This window comes from Peribacillus sp. R9-11, from assembly GCF_031345095.1.
Lineage (GTDB): Bacteria > Bacillota > Bacilli > Bacillales > DSM-1321 > Peribacillus > Peribacillus butanolivorans.
On sequence record NZ_CP133764.1, the window covers coordinates 266,238 to 291,704 of the forward strand.

The window sequence follows — 25,467 nt, forward strand, 5'->3', positions numbered from 1 at the left end:
GTACTCAATTTTAAAAAAATGGATAAGGGAACCTTAAAGTTGCTAATTTCACCACAGAAAAGGAGAATTTACACATATGAATCGATTTACTTTTCCGAGAGATGTTTATTTTGGAGAAGGATCCTTAGAAGTTTTAAAAACCCTTGAAGGGAAAAAAGCGACGGTTGTTATTGGCGGTCAATCGATAAAAAAATCCGGTTATCTCGATAAAATCCAAACTTATTTACGAGAGGCAGGCATTGAGACGCAACTAATCGAAGGTGTTGAAAACGATCCATCTATTACAACCGCTCAAAACGGCGGCAAGAAGATGGAAGAATTCCAGCCGGATTGGATCATTGCTGCCGGCGGCGGATCTCCGCTTGATGCGGCTAAGTTGATGTGGATTTTTTATGAAAACCCCGAACTGCCATTTGACCAAATCAAGGCTCCAAATGTACTGCCAACATTGCGTGAAAAAGCTCGCTTTATTGCCATTTCAACTACTAGCGGAACAGGCAGTGATGTATCTCCATTCTCCGTTATTACGGACTATGATAAGGGAGTGAAGTATCCGGTTTTTGGATATGAAATTACGCCTGACATTGCAATCGTTGATCCTGAACTGACGTATTCCATGCCTGCTTCGATTGTAGCCTATACGGGGATGGATGCATTGACACATGGCATTGAGGCATATGTATCCATCCTGCACAACTCTTTTACTGATCCGCTGGCCATGCAGTCGATTAGGCAAGTGGTAGAAAATATTGAAAAATCCGCAGTAGGTGACAAACAGGCAAGGGCAGAAATGCATTATGCCTAGGCCATAGCCGGCATGGCCTTTTCCAATGGATTTTTAGGAATTGTCCACAGCTTAGCCCATAAGAGCGGAGCCATTTTTGAAATTCCGCACGGTACAGCAAATGCACTCTACTTGCCATATGTGATTGATTATAATAGAAAGGTGGAAAGCTCAAGATATGCGGATATTGCAAGGATGCTTGGTTTAACCGGAAATACGGATGACGAATTGATTGACTCGTTAACAGACCTCATCCGTCGTTTAAACAAATCTTTGAATCTGCCATTAACACTAAAGGAATTTGGTGTGGGAGAAGCAGAATTTGAAAAACACCTGAACCAGATGGCAGCAGGAGCTGTTGAGGATCCTTGTACTCCATCCAATCCACGAGAAGTATCGGTGGAGGATATGAAAAAAATCTATATTGCGGCTTACAACGGAGATAAAATCAACTTCTAATGAAGATAATCAGAACATGGTACGGAAATGAATATTTTTACTTCTGTTCTATGATTTTAAGGAGGTTAATGAACATGAGTAAAAAAATCGCTACGCTTATAACAAACCTATTTGAAGATGTGGAGTACACTGAACCAGTACAAGCCTTTAAAGAAGCTGGTCATGAAGTTATCACGATTGACAAACAATCAGGGAACGAAGTAACTGGTAAAAAAGGCACAACCGTAAAAATTGATAAATCCATTGATGATGTTCATCCTGCAGACTTTGATGCGTTGCTTATCCCTGGTGGATTCTCTCCCGATTTATTGCGTGAAGACGATCGTTTTGGGGAATTTGCAAAAGTATTTATCCAAGACGAAAAACCCGTTTTTGCCATTTGTCATGGACCACAAGTGTTAATCGATACAGACCTTTTAAAAGGTGTCGACATCACTGGCTATAAATCCATTCGCAACGATTTGAAAAATGCTGGTGCAAATTATAAAGACGAAGAAGTTGTCATCAGCAAAAATATTGTAACAAGTCGAGAACCAAAAGATATTCCAGCATTCAATCGTGAATCACTAAAACTTTTAGCTAAATAACAATGGTGATGTAAAAACTTAAATATATCTAACTTGCGGATTCTTTAATCAGAATCCGCAAGCTGGTTAAACAAACGTATGAATAAAGGAGGAATTACGTTGTCATTAAAAGGAAAAAGAGTGGTTGTTTTAGGAGGTACATCTGGTATTGGTTTAGCCGCTGCTAAGGCGTTTATCGATGAATCCGCTCAAGTCATTATTGCTAGCCGTTCTGCTTCAAAATTATCTGACGCAAAAGTGAAGCTTGGTGGTAACGTAGAGGGCTATGAAATCGACTTTCGCAGCGAGGAAAAGGTTGCTGACTTTTTCAAGAAGGTTGGAAAATTTGATCACCTAGTGGTTACTGCAGGTGAAGGCGCAATGGGTCACTTTAGCGAACTGCCTGTTGCAACAGTAAGAGAGGCTTTTGATAGTAAGTTCTGGGGGCAGTATATTTCGGTTCGTGCTGCTCTTCCATACTTGAATAATGAAAGTTCTATTACATTAACTTCTGGTGTATATGGTGTGCGTCCTCCTCAAGGTGCAACGACTCTAGCTTCCATTAATTCAGCAATCGGTGGATTAGTACGAGGACTTTCAGTAGACCTGGCACCTATCAGAGTAAACGTGGTATCCCCTGGTATCGTTGACACTCCTCTTTACGGCGGAATTCAAGAAGATGAAAGACAAATTATGTACCATGGGATTGCTAAGCAATTACCTGTTGGACGTGTTGCTCAACCTAAAGATATAGCTGAAACCTATGTTTACCTAGCGAAAAATGGGTTTACAACTGGCACATCGGTTCTTATCGATGGAGGAGCTCATCTGATCTAATCCATTGATATCAAAGTCGATTGATAAATTGATTTAGAATAGAAGTGGTGAGGTTGACTCAAAGTGTCAGACACTTACAGACCATCCTCACTTTCTTTGTTTTTTTGCACAGACGGAAGCAGTAATGGCCATATCATGCAATAAAGAATGGCTTTGTTGGTTACGGAAATTCTAAATATATGCTTAGTTTTTCGAAGAGACGTTAACATTCTACTTCTATGATACCCAAATACATAAAAGAAAGGGTCGAGCCTAATGGATGAAAAGAAAAGAGCGGAAATTAAAAATGCATTAGCCAAACACGTGGTAACCCTACCTGACGGCACTTCTTTACCTAGTTTAGGACAAGGAACATGGTACATGGGGGAAAATCCCCAAGTGAGAGACAAAGAAATAAAAGCCTTGCAGCTCGGCGTAGAATTGGGCATGACACTTATTGACACTGCTGAAATGTACGGAAATGGCGATTCTGAACGCTTAGTTGGCGAAGCCATTAAAGGACGCAGAAATGAAGTCTTTTTAGTCTCAAAAGTGTATCCCCATCATGCAGGTTTAGATATGATTTCAAAAGCATGTGAAAACAGCTTAAAACGACTCGGAACAGACCACTTGGACTTATATCTTCTCCACTGGAGAGGACATGTTCCTTTAGAGGAAACAATTGAAGGAATGGAAAAACTACGTGAAGAAGGGAAAATTTTAAGATGGGGCGTCTCTAATTTTGACACGGTTGATATGGAAGAGCTATGGAACACCACAAATGGAAAAAATTGTGTAACAAACCAAGTGCTATACCATTTAGGTTCAAGAGGAATCGACTTCGATCTCTTACCATGGCAGCGTGAACATAACATGCCAATCATGGCCTACAGTCCCCTTGCTCAAGGAGGCTCTTTAATAAGACAGCTTTTAAACGATCCAGCTATTCATGATATTGCTGTCAAATACAATGTCCAACCATTACGAATCGCTCTTGCTTGGACCATCCGTTCGAATAACGTCATCTCTATTCCAAAAGCGGTTCAAGATGAACATGTTTTAGCAAATGCTGAAGCAGCAACAATTGAGTTTACTGAAGAAGATCTCAGTAGAATTGATCAAGTATTTCCTAAACCTACTAGGAAAATGCCATTGGATATTATTTGAAAATTCACTTTAAAGAGGGAATATTGTTGGAGTTGCTGACAATCTAATAAGAATTTCAAAAAAACTGTGTAGAATTTATTCCATACAGTTTTTTTTATCGGGGAAATTTAATATCCTTATCGAATTATTCTCGCATCAAAACCCTTTTTAGTTAGTTTTTGTTTAATGTTAATCGTTAAAAAGAGAAAAGGGACATACAAATATATAAAATAGAAGCCGACAGATGAGTATAAATCAGCTAATCGTTCTATCTGTTTATGGCTCTCTAATACATTAGAGAACAAAAAGAATAAAAAGAGGCAAATGAATAAGCTGATACGTTGTTTGATATTTACTAAATTTTTGAGTCCGCCGCAGACTGCCCATAGATGCCCGCTAATATGAGGCAATACGACAAGGAACCATAAGGAAACGACAATATATTCGACTCTTTCTATGAAAGGCATTTCCGCAATTTTAAGTAAAGTTAAGGTCGGCCAAATCGTATGTTTGAGATGCTCTTCATTAAAGAAAACAAAAGTAATGATTGTTATGGAAGGGTATAGAAGATTGTAAACAAAACCCCGAAACGGGCCCATTTTTTTGATTTTTCAGGGTTCTTGATAAATGGATAGAACATGAGTAGAGTCTCAAAGCCAAGAAACTGAAACACCATCGTATTATTTTAGATGATCCTAATATTTCCTTAACCGAGTGATTAAAAAGAGGCAGTAAATGATTGAATTGGGCAAATTTTAAGGAAAAGAATAAAAGGGGAAACAGAAAAACAAAAGGTATAACTGTTCTCCAGAAACACACCACGGTAATCACACGAAACCCAATGGAAGCAATGTAATAAAGAAGGAATAGAAAAATCACGCTTTTATTTACCATGTCTTCATTAAAGGAAACATCCAAACTTGAACAACCTCAATATAAACACGTAAAACAATCAATGCCACTACAAGAAAATAGATGATGATAAAAACGTTTAATAACCCGCCAATCCATTTCCCAAAGCAAAATTGATGGATATAAATGATATCGTTATTAGCAATTGTAAGAAGCGATATGTCATCCAAACTAAAACATGAATGCTTATACTTGATAATAGGACGGAAATCCATGCATCGTAACCGGCACTCTTTATAATATCTCTTTGAAAACCCATGATTCCCACACCAATAATATTAGAGTAAATCAGAAATAAAACGAAAAAAGGAGATACTAAAAATCGTTCATCTGTTAAAGTGTGCACCTTATTCCTCTCCTCTTCAAAAATGAAATCCATACTCCCCGACACCTGTTTGTATAATATTCACCTTTGTATTGACTGTAGTTTTGAGATGGGGATACATATCCTGAAACCGGCTATAATTCCACTTTCTTGATTTTGCTCTAACCATGTCTCCAAACCCGATTGGATCTACTTGGTATTCTTGAAACAACTTCATTAAAATGTTTATTCTAAAGATTTTCCATTTTTAGGATATCTTTATTTGCGGTTACATTAAGCCAAGGCGGGACATCTTTTATCTGAGTATTCATCGTTAAATCGATAGATATTTTCGGAACTTGAGCGGTTTGACTAATTGTATAATGAGCTTTTGCATCCAGATTCATCATAATCATATGCCCTTTCATTCCTTCGTCATGCATAGCCGGTTTTGCTAAAGGAACGGGTCATGGCCCTTTTGTCAATAAATCCAGTACTTCGTGCTTTCTTTGAAATCTTACGAATAAGCTAACTTTCGTAAATAACCATGTCAATCTATTAAATTTACGCCGCTAGTTGTTCAAGAGGGAAGAAGATCACCATACCAATAAAAGCTCGTAGCAGAAATTAAAAAAGTAAATGAAAATACCTCTATCATAGAGTAAAAATATACGTGAATAGGCAAGATATTTATGCAGTTAATTTATTTGAGGGAGTGTTAATTATGGCTGATATGAAAATAAATGTGAATGCTATTTGGGATGGTGGGGTAACAGGGAATGGAACCCTTAAAGCGGAGTATCTTGATACAAAAATCGCTATTCCAACATCATTAGGAGGTAGTGGTAACGGAGCAAATCCAAAAGAGGTTCTCGTTGCTTCTGTAACAACTTGTTATGCAGCAACACTAACATTTGTGCTTGAAAGCAGAAAACTTCCTGTGGCGAAACTTATAGTGAACTCTGAGGCAAGTATATCTGATAATGAGTTTAAAATTATCCATTATCCTCACATCGTTTTATCTGCTGGCGCGACAGAAGAACAAATTCAATCTGCACAAAGAGCGACAGAAGCAGCAGATAAAGGGTGCGATGTCGGAAATATATTGAAAAAAGCAGATGTTAAAATTGAAGTTCAAGGTAAAGTTTCTGTGAAATGATATGATTCACTCAAAGATGTAGCAGTTAATTTTTAGAATTTTCAAATATAACGGTTCTTTTAAAATTAAGGCGGCGGTTCTGCTGACTTTCTTATGTGAGGAAATAGCTAAAATTGAGCATGAAGAATTAGTAGTAAACATTCAACTTTTAATACTATTACTACCCTCATGATAAAAACTGGAAAATTAAAGGTGCGGGAGAATCAATGATGCAGGAAAACAATATGTTCCAAAGCAAAGGTCCTCAAAAACAGATTGATCTGCATCAGGAGCTGACTTTTACGAGTCATTTAAACCATATCTCGAAGACGACAAAACAATCATCACAAGCCCACATAAAATCTTTGGTCCAGAATCGAATGATTTAGTTTTACAACTTCGTAAACGTGGCATTAACACGGTTATTATTGGAGGAATGAATACAAACCTATGTGTTGACTCCCATATGCGTGAATTAGTAGAACAAGAATTCAAAGTTTATATCGTGAGTGATGCAACAGCTGCTCCTGGTAAAGATGCATTCAATGCATGAATTGTAAACTTTGGATTCGTTCAAGTGGTGTTTGGACAACTCAAGAAGCCATCGAGAAATTAAACTCTTAATTCGGTTACGGTAAACGCTCCAAATAGTTGAAGTCGGATATCATCCTGTTTAAGTTGATATCCGACTTTTTGTTATTCGAAGAATAACACATTAAATAAAGTACACTATATAACAAAATTAGATAAATATTGAGGGTATTAGGTATGCCAATTGAAAGGGAAAATTCAATTACATTTGGTGGGAAACCTGTAACTCTTATCATTCAAGAATTAAAAGTTGGAGACATAGATCCTGATTTCATTGCACTTTCAGAAAATTTACAGCCATATTCATTGAATGACGACAAAGGAAGTGTTCATTTGATTAGTGTGATCGCTTCTATAGATGCAGCTGCAGGTATTTGCGATATGCAAACTCGGAGCTTTAATGAGGAAGTTGCAAAAATGGATAACGTAGAATTTCTCTCTGTAAGCGTAGATTTACCATTTGCTTTATCTCGCTGGCGTAAAGCAGCCGGTCTTGAGAAAGTGAAGATGCTGTCTGACCACCGTGAACTTTCCTTTGGTGAAGCCCTTGGCGTAGCGATGAAAGAACTTCGTTTGTTAGCGCGTGCAATCATTGTTCTTGATAAAGACAATAAAGTAACATATGTGGAATACGTAACTGAAGCGACAAACCATCCGGATTATGCCAAAGCAGTCGTAGCAGTGAAAAATGCGGCAGATCAATAATCACTTTTTTGTTCAAATTTATTGATCTTCCACAATCGAGGCATTATCTACAGTATGGAAAAAAGCCCAATTTCTCAATTTAATGATGAGAAATTGGGCTTTTTAATATTGGTATTTCCTTAACGTTGTAAATTCGCGTTTTGCTGGTGGTACCCCATCGCCATCAAGCTAAGGTGAATTTGTATCATCATAATGAAAAAAACGCTATTCTTTTTGTAGAAATATACAGGAAGGATGGCGTTTTCTATGAGTTTTTCTGTTTCAGACGAAATGAATCTCTTTTCTCAAGAACTTCAATTAGCTAAAGAAGTTGGTTTTGTTCAACGTACAAGTAAATATCAAGCACAAGAATTATTTGCTTTTCACCCAGGTTTACGATCATAAGGCCCGCCTCCATTCCTATGAAATATTGGCAGAAATTACTCAGCTAAAATAGGTCAAAACTGGCCGATCCTTATGGCAAGCTTTTAATGTATCTCTATAAATTTTTTTGTATAGAATATAAAAATGTGCCTGTCAAAGAAATTTTTGTAGTCTATGTTATCCATTTGTTAAATAGCAAAATCCTTTAACAAACTTGATGTAAACAAAAGGAGAAAAAGAGATGAATCCAAAATATGAAGCTGCTTTTAAACCATTTATCTTCCGTTCTGGAGTTGAAATAAAGAACCGTATTACAATGGCACCCATATCTACACAAGAGCTCATGAAAATGGTGAAGTATCAGACGAAGAAGTTGCGTATTATCAAGAACGTGCCGGTGGTGTAGGAGCGGTAATCACCGCATGCACATACGTCACCAGGAATGGAAAAGGATTCCCGGGTGTATTTGGTGCAGATTCCGATTACCTTATCCCTAGTTTAAGACGTGTGGCGACAGTTATACAGGAAAAAGGTTCAAAGGCGATTTTACAAATTTTATGGGGTGGCAGAATGTGCCCGCCTGAAGAATTGCTCGATCGTCAACCAATTGCTCCGAGTGCGGTAGCAGCGGAACGGGACGATACCCTGGTACCTCGGGAAATGACAGCAGACGAAATCGATGAAATTATTAAAGCATTTGGTGAAGCAACCAGAAGAGCAATCGAAGCTGGGTATGATGGAGTTGAAATCCATGGTGCCAATACGTATTTGATTCAGCAGTTCTTTTCTCCACACTCAAATCGCAGAACTGACAAGTTGGGTGGAACGCTGGAAAAACGTATGTCCTTCCCGCTTGCTGTAGTTGACGCTGTTAAAAAAGCAGTTTTAGACCATGCAACAAAACCTTTTATCATCGGCTATCGGTTATGGCCTGAAGAAAGAGAGAATCCTGGCATCACCATGGAAGAAACGTTGGAATTGGTGGACAAGTTAGCGGACCAGGACCTGGATTATCTCCATAATTCTGTCGGCGGCTTTTGGAACGGATCAATCCGTGATGATAACAATCAGACATCCCGAGTTGTTATGATCCATGAGCGTGTGCCGCCCATAGAAAGGATTGGATCTAAAGTGAACCTGGGATTAAAAGATAAAACGGCACTCGTGACAGGCGGCAGTAGAGGTATTGGAAAAGCAATTGCCGTCGCGTTTGCCAAGGAAGGCACCAATGTTGTAATTTGTGGCTGTGGTAAAGAAGCATTAAAAGAAGCAGCAGCGGAAAATGAAAAGCTGGGAGGCAATAGGTTTTAATTTTTGAAGAAAATAATTATATAAACAGCTCCATGTATGAAGTGAACCCAAAAAGTTAGACACTTTATTTACTTAGGCTGCCTTGAGGGCATGAACCCGGTAATCTACTGGGCTCATGCCTTTTAATTTTACCTTGATTCGTTGATGATTGTAGTAATAGATTATTCTAGTTCTTGTTTGAAATTCTCCATGCTTTCAAATTCTTGAAGATAGAGTAATTCGGATTTTAATAAGCCAAAGAAGTTTTCAATGACCGCATTATCGAGACAATTTCCTTTGCGGGACATGCTTTGTGTAGGGGATAAACCTACATTTCTTTCTTGAGCAATGGATTTATAGGATTTTTTCCCTTCTAAGTACTCTAAAACTACATTTGATTTTTCGTCTATCGTATATTTAGTCAAAAAACTGCACCTCCAATTGTTAGATGTTGTCTAACAATTGGGGTGCAGTTCAGTATCATGGTGCTCTTTGAAGTGGAAACTCTACAGTTCATCATTTACTTCAGAAAATATACAATTTTCAGATCCTTTGTGAAATAAGGAATTAAAAACGGCAGAACTTATAATTTGCCCAATAACCACTGAAATCAAGAAAGGATATCCAGGCTTTTCATTATCCATTTTTATTAGATAAACCTTCATTTTTAGTATTCCGCCCGAGCTTTCTATAAATTGTGCTTCTATGAATGCCAAGTTTTTTAGCAGCCGCTGTAACATTGCCATTTGCCTCATTAAGTACCATAAGAATCATATGCAATTCTTGCTGCTTTAAAGAGGTTGGATATTTCACTGATTCTTCGTGGGATGAGGAAGGATTAGTAAGTATTAATGGCTGTTCTATATTATTCAATTTTTGATGTGAATGATCTGTCGATGAATAATTTATTAACCTTTTAGATAGTCCGATTTCTTTTGGGAAATCACTGTTTGTGATTACATTGCCATTTGCCTTTATGGCCACTTTGTAGGCAAAATTCCTTAATTCACGTACATTCCCAGGCCATTCATACTGCTCTAAGACAAACAAGTCTTGGTCTCCTATTTTAAGTGGTGGTCTCCTAATTTCTTCACAGGTTGTTGTCAAAAAATGATTTAATAGTAAGGGGACATCCCCTGTTCTTTCGCGCAGTGGGGGGACTTGCAAGGAGAGGATATTAAGCCTGTAGTAAAGGTCTGTACGAAAAGTGCCTTCCTCGCAGGCTTTTTTTAAATTACAATTTGTTGCGGCAATTACCCGTACATTTAATTTTATCGGTTCTCTTCCACCCATTCGCACAATTTCTCCTTCTTCAAGCACGCGCAAAAACATGGTCTGTATATCTAGTGGCATCTCGCCAACTTCATCTAAAAAAATTGTTCCTCCTTCAGCCTGTTGGAATTTTCCGGCACGGCCACCTTTTATACTTCCTGTAAAAGTGCCTTCCTCATAACCGAATAATTCGCTTGCTGCGAGTTCTTTTGGAATTGCCCCGCAATTAACAGCTACAAAAGCAGCTTCAGATCGATGACTATAAGCGTGTATTGATTGGGCGAATAACTCTTTACCAGTACCGCTCTCTCCCTCAATTAAAACGGGTAAATCCAGATTGGCCATTGTATGCGCCTCATCGATAACAGATTGGAATTCCGGAGATTTCCCAATCATATTTATGAAGGAGTACTTTGTACTAAATCTCGTTTTATTTAAAGGTTTGACTTTTGAAATCGCATGTATCATAAAACCAATAGGGAATCCTTGATGATAGAAAGGGACTGACTCAAAAATCCAGCCGTCTTTCATGCCTTCTGTGCCACTGCAATCTGATAACGAATTTATTAATCGGTTATTATAATCAATCCAACCTTTGTCATACCATTGGGTGGAGGCTTTAATGACTTGATGTCCACGATCGAGCACAGCCACTATTTTACTGGGGTTTTTACGAGTTGTTTCAATATAATGTTCAAGTAGCAAAAAGTGCTCAAATTTGAGCCGGCTTAGGAGCTTTTCTTCGATTGTTTGAGTGATAGAAACAACAGCGGATAGAGAGAGGGGATGTACCACGTCCCAAATACCCGTTAAGTTGACCGCTCCAAGAACCTTTTGTGTTGCAGGATCTTTAATCGGCGAGGCTGAGCATACCCAATTGTGAACAGGTTGGCAAAAATGTTCTCCCGCGAAGACTTGCATTGGGACTCCTGTAGCCAAAGAAGTGCCCATAGCATTTGTCCCTACATAGCTCTCTGACCATGAAGTCCCTGCTGTAAAATTCATATTTTCGGCTTTCTTTTTGAGAGAGGCATTTCCATCTAGATATAATAATTCTCCTTTATGATTACAAATCACAATTAAGTGACCTGAATCTATTGCTGATTCTTTAAGTTTTGGTAGAAGGGATTCTGAAATAGAAAAGAACGTGTGGGTTGTTTGATATTCTTGTATTTCATCTTGTGACAGAACCAGTGGGGCTCTCCCTTTGGTGGGGTGTACTCCATGACGAATAGAGCGCTCCCAAGATTGATAAGTTAAGGATCTCACTTCAGATACTAAATTTTGGCCGGATATAAAATTCTCCCAGGCTCTTTCGATTCTATCTTTTTCAGTCTTCGGTGAAGAGGAAATATCCAACGAAATATATGGGTTCTTCATACCGGTACCTTCCTTTTAATGTAAGTACGTGCCATGTTCCTGAAATCACCCTGACCTTTCAGTAAACGCTTACAATAGTTTTAAGTGATTGATAATAAAAAGTTCTCTATCACGTTGGAAATATAGTTACACATATTATATACCAATTATCTAAATTATCAATATCGTTAATCTCCTCTATGCTGTCCCACTCTCAAAATATAATCTACTATTCTATATTTAATCAAACTTATAAGTTTGGTGTGTCGCACTTTGCTTAATTACGATCGTCACTTTTAGATACAGTGTCGCTTTATGCACCATATGTCATTAGAATAAAAATACAGAACTTTCAATATTTTTATTTAAATCTATAGTTATCATTCAAAATTTCCAATTATTTAGAGCCTGATAAATATCGGAATAGAGGCACTCTTGCTTGTATTAAAGAAACCTTTAATAATTTTTGATAGTAAAGAAGGAAGTTTTGGCACAGTATTTGCAATAAAGTAAATAGAAAGGCGAAAATTGAAGGGGTGATAATGTTGTATAAAACGAAAAGCGGGGAAGAAATTTTTGTTATTGATTCTCATGTGGCAATTTGGGATGGAAGCAAGGAAAACCAGCTAAACATACATGGTGAACAGTTTATTAGTTGTTTCTATGATTATCATAAGAACTTGAGTCCTGAAGAATATTTTTGGCCAAGGGAAAAATTCGAGAAATATGGCTCGGAAACGTTGGTACAGGATGTCATTGTAAAAGGATATGCTGATATGGCTATTTTTCAACCGGTATATCTTAAGGAGTTTTACAAAAACGGGTTTGGAGATTTTGATGTAAATGATGCCCTTTCAAAAAAATATCCAAATCGTTTTATATGTAATGGGACGCTTGATCCTCGACATGGTGAGCGCGGGTTAGAAAATCTAGAAGCGATGAAATTGAAATACGGTTGGCAAGGTATTAAACTTTATACAGCTGATTGGTATGGCGATTCTAAAGGGTATAAGCTGTCTGATCCGTGGTCTCAGCGTTATCTGCAAAAATGCCTTGATCTAGGAATAAAAAATATTCATATCCATAAAGGTCCAACGGTCACACCGCTTAATCGCGACGCTTTTGATGTAGCTGACGTTGATGATGCTGCAAGTACTTTTCCAGAACTGAATTTTATCGTAGAGCATGTTGGGTTGCCTAGACTGGAAGATTTTTGTTGGATTGCTACACAAGAGAAAAATGTATACGGAGGATTAGCTGTAGCCATATCACTTATCCATCAACGTCCTCGCTATTTTGCAGAAATCATAAGTGAGTTATTGTACTGGCTGGATGAGGATCGCATCCTTTTCGGGAGTGATTATGGAATATGGGAACCAAAATGGCTTATCGAAAAATTCGTAGATTTTGAGCTTCCTGAAGATATCCAACAGGAAACAGGCGTAACTTTTGATTTGAATGTTAAAAAGAAAATTTTAGGCGGTAATGCAGCCAGACTCTATAATATTGATATCGAGGCTCAAAAAGCGAAGTTGCAAAAATGTGAATTAGCTTCACATATAATGGTTTAATCTCAATCAATAGACCAGTTGAGTCATGTTAAAGTTTTGCCTCAATCATTGAAAAAGAGAGGTGCATCGACCTTTATGAACAAAGAAAAACAGGTTTATAGCATGCTTGATAAAGTTTATGATCCAGAATTGGATCGGCCTTTAACTGAATTAGGATTTATCGATCACACGGTAATAAAAGAAAACGATGTCGAAGTAGTTTTTCGATTACCAACTTACTGGTGTTCACCTAACTTCGCATATATCATGGCCGAAGATATACTGAAGTATGTGGCTGAATTAGACTGGGTAAATGAAGTTAAAGTAACTTTATTAGATCACTGTGCTTCGGATGAAATCAACCAAGGAGCAACTTCAGGTAAATCCTTTAGCGAATCCTTTAGTAGTTTATCTGATGGAGATCTTGATGAATTACGTAAGACTTTCCAGATAAAAGCTTTCTATGCAAGGCAAGAGAAACTTATAAGATATTTACTTCAAAATGGCATGTCAAAGAAAGAAATCATCAATTTATCTATCCAAGAGCTATATGAACTGCCTTTATCTGTAGAAGGGAAGTTACTTAGAGAAAAATACCTGGAAAAGAAAAAAACGTCGAATTACTTAAATCTCTTAGCCATAACCACTCCTGAAGATAAAGAGATAACTGAAGAAGGGTTTGCTGATTATCTGCGAGGTGCCAAAGGATCACGAATGAATATGGAGTTTAATGCTCATTATTGTCGCGGTTTATTAGAGGCTCGATATAATTTGCCTTCCGCTGATGAAAGTACATTGACGAAAATATAATTTTAAGGATGCTTATGAATTTTAAAAAAATTTCAGAAAAGGAATGTGATGAAAAATGAGTAAGAACGTTCTTATTATTACTGGTGACGCTGTAGAGGCATTGGAAGTATTTTATCCATATTATAGATGTATCGAAGAAAATATTAATTGCACAATTGCCTCACCTGTGAAAAAAAGTCTCCAGACAGTTGTTCATGATTTTTTGCCTGAAATGGAAACGTTTACAGAAAAATGGGGATATAAAATTGAATCTCATGCCTCGGTTGATGAGATTGAACCTACTGATTATGACGCACTTATTATTCCTGGGGGCCGTGCTCCTGAATATATTCGTATGAATAAAAAAGTACAAGATATAACCGCCCATTTTTTAAAAGAAAATAAACCACTTGGAGTTATCTGTCACGGACAACTGGTATTAACAACGATAAGAGAATATATAAAGGGCAGGGAGATGACAGCTTATACGGCATGTAGACCCGAAATAGAAGCTGCAGGAGCTACATACGTGGAAGAAATGCTTCATGTTGATGGCAATATCGTGTCAGGGCATGCTTGGCCAGATCTCCCAGGTTTTATGAAAGAATTCTTTAAATTACTAAATGTTAAAAAAGAAGCTTCTGTTTAATTAAGTCAAAAGGACTGAAACATTTCCTCCATTATTTTCAAGCTAATATGAGTGAGAATACTAATATTTAGAAAAAAGGGTTGCCACTGGCAATCCTTTTTAAATTGGACAATATTTATGGCTGAATTTATTAAAACGGCTTCCACTTTATTGAACATAATCCCTCATTCAAATGACAGGCATGTTCGTTGATCTATATCAAAGAGTAATTAACCAGAATGGCTGCTGTTGGCTTATGTATGGGTAGGAAATATCACATATCCAGAAATGGTCCTGAAAATGGATTGGGTTGCACGACTTATTTATATAACGATTTAACTATGTCGTATTAATTCTATAAAGTGAGATAGGTTGCGAAAAATAAAGGGATTGGCATTTCGCAGAGGTCTGCGACCTAAGAGACTATCAACACCCTCTCCAAATCGTAAAAAGCAGGTTTAAATTTAAAAGAAACCATCTGGAAAGCACAAGGGGCAGACCAAGATTACCAACAGGGTACAGCTAATGGAAAACGTGTTCAAGCTCTGGCGGGTGCCAAGAACCATGCTGTTGTGCAATCCGATTGCCATCTTGAAAAATCGGTTCAATGCATTATCGGCGCAGCGTTTGGCAGCAGCTGAATGCTCGAGCAGATGAAATCTATCAATCTGTCTGTTGACATGGCGGATAAAGGAGTCACCCCATTAGTATTTAGCGCGACAAAAATTAAAGAAATCTCCACTCTAATTACTGATATTTCAGGTCAGACGAATTTACTTGCATTAAACGCTGCAATTGAGGCTGCTAGAGCCGGGGAGCATGGAAAAGGATTCTCAGTTGTTGCAGAAGAGGTTAGAAAATTAGCCGATCAAACCAAACAATCTGCAAATAATATCCATAAGCTTGTTTCAATCATCCAAATTGAATCAAACGAGACCGTTAATAATATTCAAATTGTAAGAGAAAACGTAGACTCTGGAAAAAAGCATTCTGAAGAAACAGTAACAAACTTTGAAGAAATTTTAATTTTAATTGAGCAGGTAACATTCAGATTCAAGAAGTGGCAGCCTCTACCCAGTTTATAAAGAATGGTTTTGAAGAACTACAGCAAACCATAGAAATAATTGCTGCAGGGTCACAGGAAACGCTATCTGGTACTGAAACAGCAGCTGCTGCTAGGAAGCAGCAATTGGCCTCAATTGAGGAGGTTTCAAATGCAACAATTTCCTTGTCCAGATTGTCGGAGGAATTGCAGGAGATGATTTCTCGTTTCAAAGCTTAAATAAAAAAATGCCCCGAAGCGTTACCCCTCCTTTTCTGAATGAACTATCTCTAAAGCAATGTGCACATGCGAATATGTGGTTGTGGCTTTAAAAAACATATCTCAGACGTCATATTTTACCTAGCTTGGTATTTGTATAAATGACAAGCAAAGGGGGAAAATGAAATAAGAAATAATGGAAGAATTTGAAAGGGAAGATGAGAAGTCATGAACTCAATAATAGTAGAAATAAATGAGGCTTTTAAAGATGCAGAAGACTTTTTCATAGAACCGTTTATTTTGGATGGTGAAGCAGTCCTTTTACTTGGTTTACATTCAATAGTTAACCTTATAAAAACAAAAGAAATATTAAAAAAAGATATGGATACCAGTGAAGTGATTCATTCAATAAAAGTAAAAAGAACTTTTTTCAACAAAAAAGGTGTTGAAATAAATAGTGAAGAAGCAATAGAGTCCATTCTTCAGGGTAAACTCATTGTTTACTCAAAAGAAAAAAATATAATGTTGCAATTTGAACCACTTCCCAAAGAATTGACTCGGTCAATTGAACCGCCGGCTAATGAAAACGTATTACAAGGTCCTTTAGATTCTTTTATTGAAGATATGTCAACAAATATAGGAATAGTGAGAAAAAAAGTTTGCTCTGCTCAGCTCTCAGTTAAAACCTATACGGTAGGAAGTGATCAAAAAAAGAATTTATCAATAGTTTATTTGAATGACCGAGCAGATAAAGGTGTGATCAAAAAGATCATTTCACATATTGAAATGAATCAACACACAAATATTCTCTACCTTCAGCATCTTTATCGTTTTATGGGTGTGCGGAAATGGGAGGTTATCCCTCAGTTTAATAACACAGAAATGCCATTGGAAGCAGTAGATGGTTTAAACAAAGGAAAGGTCATTATTTTCGTTGACGGTTATCCCTTTGCGCTTATCTTGCCACATTTATTATGGGATATGTTCGCCCAGGCGAATGACCGTAACTATGCTTACCCAATTATGAGCGCCATCCGATTTTTACGTGTTCTTGGCGCTTTGGTTACCCTTATATTTCCAGCTCTCTATGTGGCCCTTGTTGCTGTAAATCCTGAGATATTAAAAATTGAATTGGCTCTATCGATTGCTCAGAGCAGGGCGGGAATACCCTATCCCCCTTTTGTTGAAATTACAATTATGCTCCTTATTTTAGAGTTAATTATTGAAGCGAGTATTAGGCTTCCGCTCAGTATCGGTCCAACGGTAACAATGGTAGGGGGAATTGTCATCGGACAAGCAGTAGTAGACGCAAAGCTGGTAAGCAACCTTTTAATTATCATTGTAGCAGCAACCTCGATTGCGAATTCAAGCGTTGTAGGGTTTCAAAATGCCTTAATCCTGCGCTTACTTAAATATGTAGTTGTTATTTTTGCTTCAATCTATGGCGTGTTGGGCATATTATCCGGTCTGGTATTCATAAGCGCTTACTTTGCAAGTCGAGAGATATTTGGAATTCCATACACTAGTTTAGCTAAGAGGAGAGGGGAAATTGGATAAAAGCCTTCAGGTTATATGCATGGGGTTAATGTCTCATTTTGGTCTTGTTTTTTTCATTTATCCGGAAAGAATTATTGCCAGCACACAAAAAGGTCACTGGGAACCGATTTTAATTCAATGTGTCATATTTATTCTATTTTTATGGCTTTACCTAAAGGGCCTATCTTATTTTCCCCAACAGAATATTATTAGTATTTTAGAGATCTTTGGTAAAGCTTTTTCTTTCACATTACTTTTTCCTGTTCTTCTTTACTTAGTCATAACTACTATTGAACTTGTTAGCGCCTATGCAGAAGTGACCAGCATTATCTTTTTAGCGAATACTCCTACATGGGCAATTATTACATTAATGATTCTTATTTCAACTTATATCGCCGTAAAAGGAATCGAAACCATCTTACGTACAGCCTTATTAATATTCTGTATCTTTTTTCCGTTAATCTTACTTATGCTTTCGATTTGCTTTCAAGACATTGATTGGCATAATGCCTTTCCGATTATGGATACCGACTTTACTTTTTTTCGACAACCTCCCTATTATACAAGTTTTTTTTCTTTCGCCATTGTTTTTTCATTTTTAGGTTTTCTTCCTAAAAAAATATCGTATAACTCTAAAAAAATTATGATTGCAGTCTTTTTGCTTATCCCATTTTTTTTCTTATCCGTTTATTTACCTCTTTTAACCTTTGGAAATGAAACGGCTAGTACGCTGCTTTTTCCCTTTATAACCACATTGGATAAAGTTCAGCTTCAATGGCTTATATTTGACAGGGCTACCTTGTTTTTTGCGTTAAGCCTAGTTACCTTTATCATGTTGCTTACTTCCTTACTTTTATGGCAGTCCTCTATAATAATGAGTCAATATTTCCCGGGATTAAAGCAAAAATATCATATTGTAGCCCTATCTGTTAGCATTTTTATCATTTGCTTATGTATTCCTAGTTGGCAAGAGACTGAGAAGTTGCTATGGTGGAATACTGCTTTCCGATTTTATATTTTAATCGTACTCCCTTTAATTATATTCCTAATCGGTGTAAGGAGAAAAAGACTATCATGAGAAGTATTATGATTTGTTTTAAACTAGTGCTTATTCTATGTATATTGATGCCATTAAGTGGTTGCTGGGATATTAAAGACATTAATCATCGAGCCTTTCCGATTGCAATGGGAATTACTAAAGAGGGAGAAAAATTCAGAGTCTTACTTCAAATTCCTATTTCTTCAGAGGGTGTTCAGAAACAGACAATTGTCAAAGGAACAGGATTAACCATTTTAAAGGCAGTAGAGGACATTAGAACTAATATGGAAAGCAGTGTAGACTTATTGCACATAAGGATAATCATATTTGATAGAAAATTAGTAGAAGAAGGAGGGATGGAAGAACCGATTAACACGTTTATGAGAATTCGTGAAATATCTTCAAAAACATTAATCGCAATATGTGATGATAATATAGATGCTTTTTTCTTAACACTCAAAAAAAATCTAGAAAAAGGGATAAATCTTTATGACTTTTTTGAGAAATATGCAGGTTGGACCCCACAAATATCTTTAACACGTCTATGGCATGTTTATCGAGCTCTTAATTCCTATACTCAAAATGTAGCAATTCCTATGGTCAAATCAGGGGAAAACACCCCAGTTACATATGTAGGTTCTGCAGTGATGAAAAGAGGAAAAATCGTTTCTAAAATGGATCCTAAAGAAACCCTCCTTTTTAATGCCTTTCATGGGAACAGTATGAAGGGAAGGGTAGAAGTAATGGAACATGCAACCATCATGATTGTTGGAAATACAGGTTTTCATAAAGGAGAACTAAGAAATCATATTCCATATATGTTCTCAACGATTCGTTTAAATGTAGTTATTCAAGAGAGAAGAGGAAAAGTTTCCAATGCAATAATTAAAAAAGAGCTGGAAAAGGTAATGGCAAATCGTTTTGATGGAATGCTGAAACGATTTCAAAAGCAAGAAACAGATGTCTTCGGTTTGGGACAATACTACAGAAATAAAATTCCTTATGAGGAATTGAAGGACTGGCGAAAGAAATATTATCCCAATCTAGAAATGAAGCTTACCATTCATACTACTATACAAAACGAGGGAAATATCAAGACTATAATTGACAAATAGATTTTGGATATCATACAAAAAATGGATAGGCTTTAATTTTAAAATGATCATTATCAAGAGCCCCATGCATCATGGTGTACTTTGAAGTGGAAATACTACAGTTTACGCTCTACTTCAGACAGTATATATACTTATAATCTTTTAAGAAATAGTGAATACTTTAGTACTTGTTGATTATTAGGCACTTTGAGAAAATAAGGAATTATTCAAAAACGGTAGAAATTATAAACTTCCCAATAAACACATGAAATCAAGAAAGGACATCCAGACTTTTTATCACCTACTCATTTTACAGTTTTATTAGTTAAACCTTGATTGTAAGTATTCTGCCCGAGCTTTCTATAAATTGTGCTTCTATGAATGAGAATACTAATATTGAGAAAAGGGGCTGTCTAATAAGTCCCTAAAATAAAACAGGTGAAGAAAAACGATTCGTTTTTCTTCACCTGTTTTTCTAGTTTTATAATTATTCATTGTAAGTAACTGGCGAAAGCCAGCTACCTTCAGTAGATTCTGAGCCATGGCCTACGATGTCAAACTCGGGTTGGACTTTCCCCGAAGCGAAAATCGACGGAACGACCTATTGCCCTTGATGTGACCAAAAACACTCTCAACCTCGATTTTTTCGTCGAGTGTAGATTTGTGCATTTGATTAAAACCAAAGGTTCACTTTTGCTTTCGTTTTTAGTTCTTCATAAATCGGGTTATAATGCACCTGACGATTTCCTGCTGCCTTTGAGCAACGCGATTTCAATGGGCAATCTGAACAGTCCTCGCATTCATAAATTTTAAATTCACGCGTGAAGCCATTTTTATCCGTGCGGGTCGAATAACGTTTAAATAAAACCTTACGGTTATTTGGACAAATGTATTCATCCTTGTGTTCATCATATATCCAGTTACTTGCATGACGAATATCTTTTTTGTAACTCCGTTTTTGTTCCGTTAAAAATGTATTATAGAGAATCAAGGCTTCAAATTCTGTTTCAAAAGAGTTCGTAATCTTCTTTATTTGTGATGACCTGAATCTGTTGGTATGTCTCGTCAATTTTCTCTTGCAGCTTCTCCTCAAATTTCATCGTTGCCTTTTTCCACACAAATATCACGCAGGTTGGAAACAATCGGGTATTGGCGGCGACGATGGAAAACATGGATTTGAAGAATTTTTACAAATCAAAACTGTTTATCTTAAGTTTTAATTTGTGTACGAAGAAGGTGAAGTGTGTTGAACAATATGAGAGTAGAAGAGGATGCAATCGGAAAGGTTGCAATTCCTAAAGAGGCTCTTTATGGAATTAACACAGTACGAACAATTGAAAATTTGTCGTTTTCAAATCGAACGCTTCAGCAATACCCACTTTATGTGAAAGCACTTTTGATTGTAAAAAAATCAGCTGTTGCTGCAAATGTTGAAGCTAAAGTGTTATCAAAAGAAGTGGGTGAACAGATATCTTCTGCTTGTAATCAACTTTTATCTGGAGCAAATGGAGATCAGTTTTTAATTGATGTATTACACGGCGGCGGTGGGATCGGAACAAATATGAACGTCAATGAAGTGATTGCCAATTTTGCTAATGCGGCTTTTAGCGTGGAAAAAGGCGGGTATACACCCATTTATCCAACAGAGCATGTAAATGCATCTCAATCTACTTCAGATGTTTGTCACACAGCGATCCGGATGGCGATAATTTCAAGTTTTCAATTATTAAGACAAGAAATGAATGATCTTATAGAAAAAGTGGCGTTTAAAGCAAGTGAATTTGGTGATATAACAACTATTTCCCGAACATGTTTACAAGATACCATGCGTGTTGGATTAGGTGAAAAATTTAGTGGTTATGCAGCGATGTTGGAGCGCCGTCTCAAGCATATGGAAAAGTCCGTTGAACAACTGCACGCTATCAATCTGGGAGGAACGGTTATTGGCTCTGGTGTTGGTGCATCAGACAGTTATCGAGATGTGATTGTTATGAAGTTAAGTGAAGCATCAGGACTGCTGCTTCATCATCGGGAAAATTTATTTGATGCTGCTCAAAATATGGACGATTTAGCGGATTTGTCAAGTGAACTAAAACAGCTTGCATCTTGTTTGATTAAATTCGCTAAAGATTTACGATTACTGTCATCAGGACCAGAAGCAGGGTTTGGTGAAATTGTACTACCAGCAGTACAAGCAGGTTCATCGTTTTTCCCGGGGAAAGTAAATCAGGTAATACCGGAAACACTCATTCAATGTTGTTTTCAAGTGTTAGGTTGTGATCGTGTCGTCCAGGCTGCATTAGAACATGGTGAATTAGATTTGAATGTATTCGAAGGTGCAGCGGGAGTTAATATCTTAGATGCCATGAACATGTTATCAATCATGCTGCCAAAGTTCACGATGCTTTGTATAAATGGGACTACTGTCAATGGAGGGGTGTTTAGTATAGGCGGATTACTAATGGTAATAGCGTGCATTGCTACTTACTTTTCTCCACTAGGAAAAGTTAAAATTGGCGGTGCAAATGCAAAACCCATCTTAAGTTTCAAAAACTGGTTTGCAATCACTTTAACCACAACCATTGCCTCTGGTTTAACATTCTGGGGAATTGTTGCGCCGGAATCTTTGGGAATTGACCCAAATAGTCCAGCCGCGGCCATCTTTGCCATGTCAACGATGTACCTTCATTGGACAATTACACCTTATGCTATATATTGTGTACCAATTATTGTTTTTGCTTTTACTTATTATAATATGCGTAAACCATATAAGAAATTAGACGGGAAAAGCGGACAGGTGATTGATGCAGTCTGCTTATATACATTGGCATTGGGTATGGCAGCTTGGATGGGTACGAGTACGATGAGTCTAGCTGGCGGAATCAAAAGTTTGACCGGAATTGAAAGTACACCGGTTGTTTGGGGAATTATTACACTTGTCGGAACAGCAATCTTTATTGTTTCTGCATCAAGTGGATTGACAAAAGGAATCCGAATTTTATCTAATATTAACGTTAAAGCGTTCTATGCCGTTGCGTTATTCCTTTTTATTGCTGGTCCGACTTCTTATATGCTGAATTTAGGAACAGAATCGTTAGGTTACTACTTAACACACTTTTTTGAGAAGAGTTTGTTTACAGGATCTGCTGCTGGAGATCAATGGCCTCAATGGTGGACAACATTTTATTGTGCAAAATGGTTTTCATGGGCAGCAATTACGGCTTTATTTCTAGGGAGAATAGCTTATGGATATACAGTAAAAACCGTAATCCTTGTTAACTTTATTTTGCCGGCGATATTCGGTGGCATTTGGATGACGATTTTTAGTGGAACATCCATTCAAATGCAAATGGAAGGGGGAGCACTCGCAGGAGTTTTGAATAACAGTGGTCCTGAATCGGTTTTATATGCTGTATTCGAAGCGCTTCCTTTTGCTCAAATTGTTATCCCTTTTTATCTATTCATTGTTTTCCTTTCATTTGTTTCGGGAGCGGATGCAAATACCGCGGCAATGGGTGGCATCAGTTCGACTGGTATCTCCCCAAAAAGTCCTGAACCGGGAATATTAATCAAAGCTACTTGGGGAATAACCGTAAGTTTTGTTTCATGGATGATGATCAGTTTTGCGCAAATAGACGGAATTAAAATGCTCTCTAATCTTGGTGGTGTCCCGGCTCTGATATTAGAGCTCGGTGTATTGATTGCGCTCTTCAAAATTGCAAAATCCCCTGCGAAATATGATGTTAGTGATCAAAAGGAAATCGTAGAAGACCAAGACTTAATCGATGTAGAGAAAAAAAGTGAAGTTATATAATCAGCTAAAGAATAAAGGAGTAAGAGAACCGGGGCATATATTCTGCTCTGGTTTTCTTGCGTATATATAATTAGATAATTGATTTAACCATTAGATAAACTGTAGCTTGGGCAGCTGGTCCAACCTAAGGTAACATGATCATTACTTGCTCATAAGATAATATAATATTGGCTGTACCATTTTATATTAGAATTGCTGGGATAATGGAGGTTGTTCAGCTTGTAGAATAAGGTCCCATTTAGGGTCTAAATCTGCAAGTTTTTTTATGTAATCAAAAAAATAACAGATACCAGATAAAAGTAGTATAAACCATAAAGACCAATGTTATAATAGTAATAACAATTATAACTTTCTTTTGAAGGAGGAATGAATAATGGCCATTAGGAAATTAACTAAAGTCGGAAATAGCTTGGGTATTACGTTTCCAGTTGAAATGTTGAAAACTGCAAATTTAGCTTTTGGTGACGAATTAGAGGTTGAGTTCAAGGGTGAAGAAATCATTTTAAGGAAAAATAAAAATGTGAAATTACCTAAAGGTGTAGATGCGGAATTTATGGAAATGTTATCAGATGTTATAAAAGAACATGACGAAGCATTCAAGGGATTGGTGGATAGGTAATATGACATTGGATATTATCTATCTTTCCACCAATCAAATTATTGCTATCAATGCTATTCAAATAAAAGTTTATTCTCCTACTGAACAAATCGGAGTGAAAGATCCCGGTCTCCTTGATTCTGCAGTGAACAGACCTAGACAAACTGTTTTCGAGAATGATGCTTACCCATCTATTCATGAAAAGGCTGCAGCATTATTCGAATCCATTTCAAAAAATCATGCGTTCCACAACGCAAACAAGAGGACAGCACTCGCTTCCCTTATTATGTTTCTGAAGATCAATCATTATCAATGGATAATGGGAATAGAAGAAGAACAGGATTTTGTTGTAGATGTCGTCAACCATAAGTATGATTTTAAAGCTATCGCAAGAATCATCCAAGGGAACATAAAGGCTTTATAAAAGGGTTCGAGATTCATGGAGCATTTTAGCCAATTGGTCTTTACTTAAGATTGGTTTTATAACATTTGAAAAAAAGATGATGATAAGCAGCAAATTCATGCTTGGCTTTGGAATACAATAAGTGATTATTCTAAAAAAAAGGGGGAGGGGAGTTTGTAAGACTTTCATGCACACATTTTAGTTAAGTCCTTACAATGATTTTTGAGTGGATGTGTTCGTCTTGGACGTAAGAATACAGGAGAAGGAGTTGAAGTTATGAATTAGATGCCGGCAAAATATTATGGTAAGTGTGGAGTGATGATATCATTTTGTAATTACATGTTAGTTAAAGGGGGAGATTACGTGGAAGCTCGGTTTTGTTTGTCTTGTGGGCAGCGTTTGGAAGTCCGCAGCATGGGAGGGGAGAATCGAAAGGCTTGTCCTAGCTGCAGTTTTGTCTTTTGGGGAAATTATAGTATTGGTGTTGGTGCACTCATAATGAAGGACAAGAAAATCTTGCTTGTTCGTCGATGCCAGGAACCGGGAAAAGGTTTATGGACTAATCCGGGCGGTTACATTGAACAATATGAACCGATTGAGAAAAGCATTGTCCGGGAAGTATACGAGGAAACAGGGATTAAATCAAGAGTGAAGGGCATTGTCGCAATTGGGGATCTTCCGCGTAATGTACATAATGTTTACCTTGTTTTTTTGATGGACTATATAGAAGGACATCCTCAAGCTGATAAAGTGGAGGTCGATGATGCTGGATTTTTCAGTCAAAACGATATGGAATTAATGGATGTGGCCGATTTAACTCGTAGGCTTGCCTGTATAGCATTTGAGCAACCATCATATGGCTTAATCTCCGATACGAAACCAATGCTTTCTTTACCTAATTACGGGCTGTATCATGTACAGCGCTTATAATAGATAAGGGAGTACTGTTAATAGCGTTACCCTCATTTACTTTAGTTTATTTTAGCCTTTTTTATCAACCTATAGGGAATCAAGTAAAAACTTTGCATGTTTGTCCTCTGCAACAAAACA

At 37.1% G+C, this 25,467-nt stretch carries 26 protein-coding genes and 5 pseudogenes; 23 read left to right on the forward strand and 8 right to left on the reverse strand.

Translation table 11 applies throughout. The annotated features are described in order from the left end of the window. Positions 1–76 precede the first annotated feature (76 nt). The 4 genes and pseudogenes from RE409_RS29075 to RE409_RS29090 all read left to right on the forward strand — a co-directional run bounded on the left by RE409_RS29075 (position 77) and on the right by RE409_RS29090 (position 3,792). Positions 77–1,243, forward strand: a pseudogene (locus RE409_RS29075) (iron-containing alcohol dehydrogenase). Between the two features lie 74 nt (positions 1,244–1,317). Next, positions 1,318–1,830, forward strand: coding sequence for a type 1 glutamine amidotransferase domain-containing protein (locus tag RE409_RS29080; protein WP_309559396.1), 513 nt, complete (start codon positions 1,318–1,320; stop codon positions 1,828–1,830). A gap of 99 nt (positions 1,831–1,929) precedes the next feature. Then, on the forward strand, positions 1,930–2,646 hold the full coding sequence (locus tag RE409_RS29085; RefSeq protein ID WP_309559397.1) for an SDR family oxidoreductase: 717 nt from the start codon (positions 1,930–1,932) through the stop codon (positions 2,644–2,646). Between the two features lie 255 nt (positions 2,647–2,901). Further along, positions 2,902–3,792, forward strand: a complete 891-nt coding sequence (locus RE409_RS29090; RefSeq protein WP_309559398.1) for an aldo/keto reductase — start codon at positions 2,902–2,904, stop codon at positions 3,790–3,792. A gap of 116 nt (positions 3,793–3,908) precedes the next feature. Here RE409_RS29090 and RE409_RS29095 read toward each other — a convergent pair whose 3' ends face one another. The 5 genes and pseudogenes from RE409_RS29095 to RE409_RS29120 all read right to left on the reverse strand — a co-directional run bounded on the left by RE409_RS29095 (position 3,909) and on the right by RE409_RS29120 (position 5,430). Then, positions 3,909–4,370 (reverse strand): GerAB/ArcD/ProY family transporter, encoded by a 462-nt coding sequence (locus tag RE409_RS29095; protein ID WP_242489193.1) that lies wholly within the window; start codon positions 4,368–4,370, stop codon positions 3,909–3,911. Then, complete coding sequence (locus RE409_RS30830; protein WP_397444206.1) at positions 4,297–4,665, reverse strand: GerAB/ArcD/ProY family transporter; 369 nt, start codon at positions 4,663–4,665, stop codon at positions 4,297–4,299. Before RE409_RS30830 ends, RE409_RS29095 begins: the two co-directional genes overlap by 74 nt. Next, a pseudogene (locus tag RE409_RS30835) lies at positions 4,659–5,062 on the reverse strand (GerAB/ArcD/ProY family transporter). The gene RE409_RS30830 and the pseudogene RE409_RS30835 overlap by 7 nt, the downstream one beginning before the upstream one ends. Continuing rightward, positions 5,046–5,225 (reverse strand): Ger(x)C family spore germination C-terminal domain-containing protein, encoded by a 180-nt coding sequence (locus tag RE409_RS29115; protein ID WP_201225407.1) that lies wholly within the window; start codon positions 5,223–5,225, stop codon positions 5,046–5,048. Before RE409_RS29115 ends, RE409_RS30835 begins: the two are co-directional and overlap by 17 nt. 13 nt (positions 5,226–5,238) lie before the next feature. Next, a complete protein-coding gene (locus RE409_RS29120) occupies positions 5,239–5,430 on the reverse strand; it encodes a hypothetical protein (protein ID WP_201225408.1) in 192 nt (63 codons plus the stop codon). Positions 5,431–5,711: 281 nt separating this feature from the next. On the opposite strand from RE409_RS29120, the gene RE409_RS29125 reads away from it, so the two are divergent. The 7 genes from RE409_RS29125 to RE409_RS29150 all read left to right on the forward strand — a co-directional run bounded on the left by RE409_RS29125 (position 5,712) and on the right by RE409_RS29150 (position 9,095). Continuing rightward, the gene (locus tag RE409_RS29125) at positions 5,712–6,146 is read left to right on the forward strand and encodes an OsmC family protein (protein WP_309559400.1); all 435 of its coding nucleotides are present in this window, start codon (positions 5,712–5,714) and stop codon (positions 6,144–6,146) included. A gap of 209 nt (positions 6,147–6,355) precedes the next feature. Then, complete coding sequence (locus tag RE409_RS29130; RefSeq protein WP_309559402.1) at positions 6,356–6,514, forward strand: hypothetical protein; 159 nt, start codon at positions 6,356–6,358, stop codon at positions 6,512–6,514. Then, positions 6,469–6,678, forward strand: coding sequence for a cysteine hydrolase family protein (locus RE409_RS29135; protein ID WP_309559629.1), 210 nt, complete (start codon positions 6,469–6,471; stop codon positions 6,676–6,678). Before RE409_RS29130 ends, RE409_RS29135 begins: the two co-directional genes overlap by 46 nt. 215 nt (positions 6,679–6,893) lie before the next feature. Beyond that, a complete protein-coding gene (gene tpx, locus RE409_RS29140) occupies positions 6,894–7,421 on the forward strand; it encodes a thiol peroxidase (RefSeq protein WP_201183540.1) in 528 nt (175 codons plus the stop codon). 234 nt (positions 7,422–7,655) lie between these two features. After that, positions 7,656–7,805, forward strand: a complete 150-nt coding sequence (locus RE409_RS29145) for a hypothetical protein (protein WP_207198915.1) — start codon at positions 7,656–7,658, stop codon at positions 7,803–7,805. Positions 7,806–8,025: 220 nt separating this feature from the next. Continuing rightward, positions 8,026–8,190, forward strand: coding sequence for a hypothetical protein (locus RE409_RS30840; protein WP_397444201.1), 165 nt, complete (start codon positions 8,026–8,028; stop codon positions 8,188–8,190). Then, entirely contained in the window at positions 8,112–9,095 is a 984-nt protein-coding gene (locus tag RE409_RS29150) for an SDR family NAD(P)-dependent oxidoreductase (protein WP_397444207.1), read from the forward strand. Before RE409_RS30840 ends, RE409_RS29150 begins: the two co-directional genes overlap by 79 nt. A gap of 72 nt (positions 9,096–9,167) precedes the next feature. On the opposite strand, the pseudogene RE409_RS29160 reads toward RE409_RS29150, so the two are convergent. Together RE409_RS29160 and RE409_RS29165 are read right to left on the reverse strand one after the other, a co-directional pair. Then, a pseudogene (locus RE409_RS29160) lies at positions 9,168–9,391 on the reverse strand (transposase); the annotation flags it as partial. 319 nt (positions 9,392–9,710) lie between these two features. Continuing rightward, a complete protein-coding gene (locus RE409_RS29165) occupies positions 9,711–11,726 on the reverse strand; it encodes a sigma-54-dependent Fis family transcriptional regulator (RefSeq protein WP_309559403.1) in 2,016 nt (671 codons plus the stop codon). Between the two features lie 524 nt (positions 11,727–12,250). Here RE409_RS29165 and RE409_RS29170 point away from each other — a divergent pair. The 7 genes and pseudogenes from RE409_RS29170 (at position 12,251) to RE409_RS29200 (ending at position 19,623) form a co-directional block, all read left to right on the forward strand. Further along, positions 12,251–13,276 (forward strand): amidohydrolase family protein, encoded by a 1,026-nt coding sequence (locus tag RE409_RS29170; RefSeq protein WP_048689574.1) that lies wholly within the window; start codon positions 12,251–12,253, stop codon positions 13,274–13,276. 75 nt (positions 13,277–13,351) lie between these two features. Continuing rightward, positions 13,352–14,065: an iron-sulfur cluster assembly protein gene (locus RE409_RS29175; protein ID WP_201225417.1), complete on the forward strand. Its 714-nt coding sequence runs from the start codon at positions 13,352–13,354 to the stop codon at positions 14,063–14,065. Between the two features lie 55 nt (positions 14,066–14,120). Further along, the gene (locus tag RE409_RS29180; protein ID WP_056519773.1) at positions 14,121–14,693 is read left to right on the forward strand and encodes a DJ-1/PfpI family protein; all 573 of its coding nucleotides are present in this window, start codon (positions 14,121–14,123) and stop codon (positions 14,691–14,693) included. Between the two features lie 620 nt (positions 14,694–15,313). Beyond that, positions 15,314–15,954 (forward strand): annotated as a pseudogene (locus RE409_RS29185) (methyl-accepting chemotaxis protein); the annotation flags it as partial. Between the two features lie 207 nt (positions 15,955–16,161). Further along, positions 16,162–17,490, forward strand: a complete 1,329-nt coding sequence (locus RE409_RS29190) for a spore germination protein (RefSeq protein ID WP_309559404.1) — start codon at positions 16,162–16,164, stop codon at positions 17,488–17,490. Next, on the forward strand, positions 17,483–18,547 hold the full coding sequence (locus tag RE409_RS29195) for a GerAB/ArcD/ProY family transporter (protein ID WP_309559405.1): 1,065 nt from the start codon (positions 17,483–17,485) through the stop codon (positions 18,545–18,547). Before RE409_RS29190 ends, RE409_RS29195 begins: the two co-directional genes overlap by 8 nt. After that, positions 18,544–19,623, forward strand: a complete 1,080-nt coding sequence (locus tag RE409_RS29200) for a Ger(x)C family spore germination protein (RefSeq protein WP_201183838.1) — start codon at positions 18,544–18,546, stop codon at positions 19,621–19,623. The genes RE409_RS29195 and RE409_RS29200 overlap by 4 nt, the downstream gene beginning before the upstream one ends. Positions 19,624–20,275: 652 nt before the next feature. Here the strand turns inward: RE409_RS29200 and RE409_RS29205 are convergent. Then, a complete protein-coding gene (locus tag RE409_RS29205; RefSeq protein WP_309559406.1) occupies positions 20,276–20,593 on the reverse strand; it encodes a transposase in 318 nt (105 codons plus the stop codon). A 130-nt stretch (positions 20,594–20,723) separates the two neighbouring features. On the opposite strand from RE409_RS29205, the pseudogene RE409_RS29210 reads away from it, so the two are divergent. From RE409_RS29210 to RE409_RS29230, 5 genes and pseudogenes are all read left to right on the forward strand, one after another. Continuing rightward, positions 20,724–20,822 (forward strand): annotated as a pseudogene (locus tag RE409_RS29210) (aldehyde dehydrogenase); the annotation flags it as partial. A gap of 35 nt (positions 20,823–20,857) precedes the next feature. After that, positions 20,858–23,416: a BCCT family transporter gene (locus tag RE409_RS29215; RefSeq protein WP_309559631.1), complete on the forward strand. Its 2,559-nt coding sequence runs from the start codon at positions 20,858–20,860 to the stop codon at positions 23,414–23,416. Positions 23,417–23,789: 373 nt separating this feature from the next. Continuing rightward, positions 23,790–24,035: an AbrB/MazE/SpoVT family DNA-binding domain-containing protein gene (locus RE409_RS29220; protein WP_048689328.1), complete on the forward strand. Its 246-nt coding sequence runs from the start codon at positions 23,790–23,792 to the stop codon at positions 24,033–24,035. 1 nt (position 24,036) lies between these two features. Beyond that, positions 24,037–24,438: a type II toxin-antitoxin system death-on-curing family toxin gene (locus tag RE409_RS29225; protein WP_309559408.1), complete on the forward strand. Its 402-nt coding sequence runs from the start codon at positions 24,037–24,039 to the stop codon at positions 24,436–24,438. Positions 24,439–24,780: 342 nt separating this feature from the next. Further along, entirely contained in the window at positions 24,781–25,347 is a 567-nt protein-coding gene (locus RE409_RS29230) for an NUDIX domain-containing protein (RefSeq protein ID WP_048689322.1), read from the forward strand. The last annotated feature ends 120 nt before the right edge of the window (positions 25,348–25,467 follow it).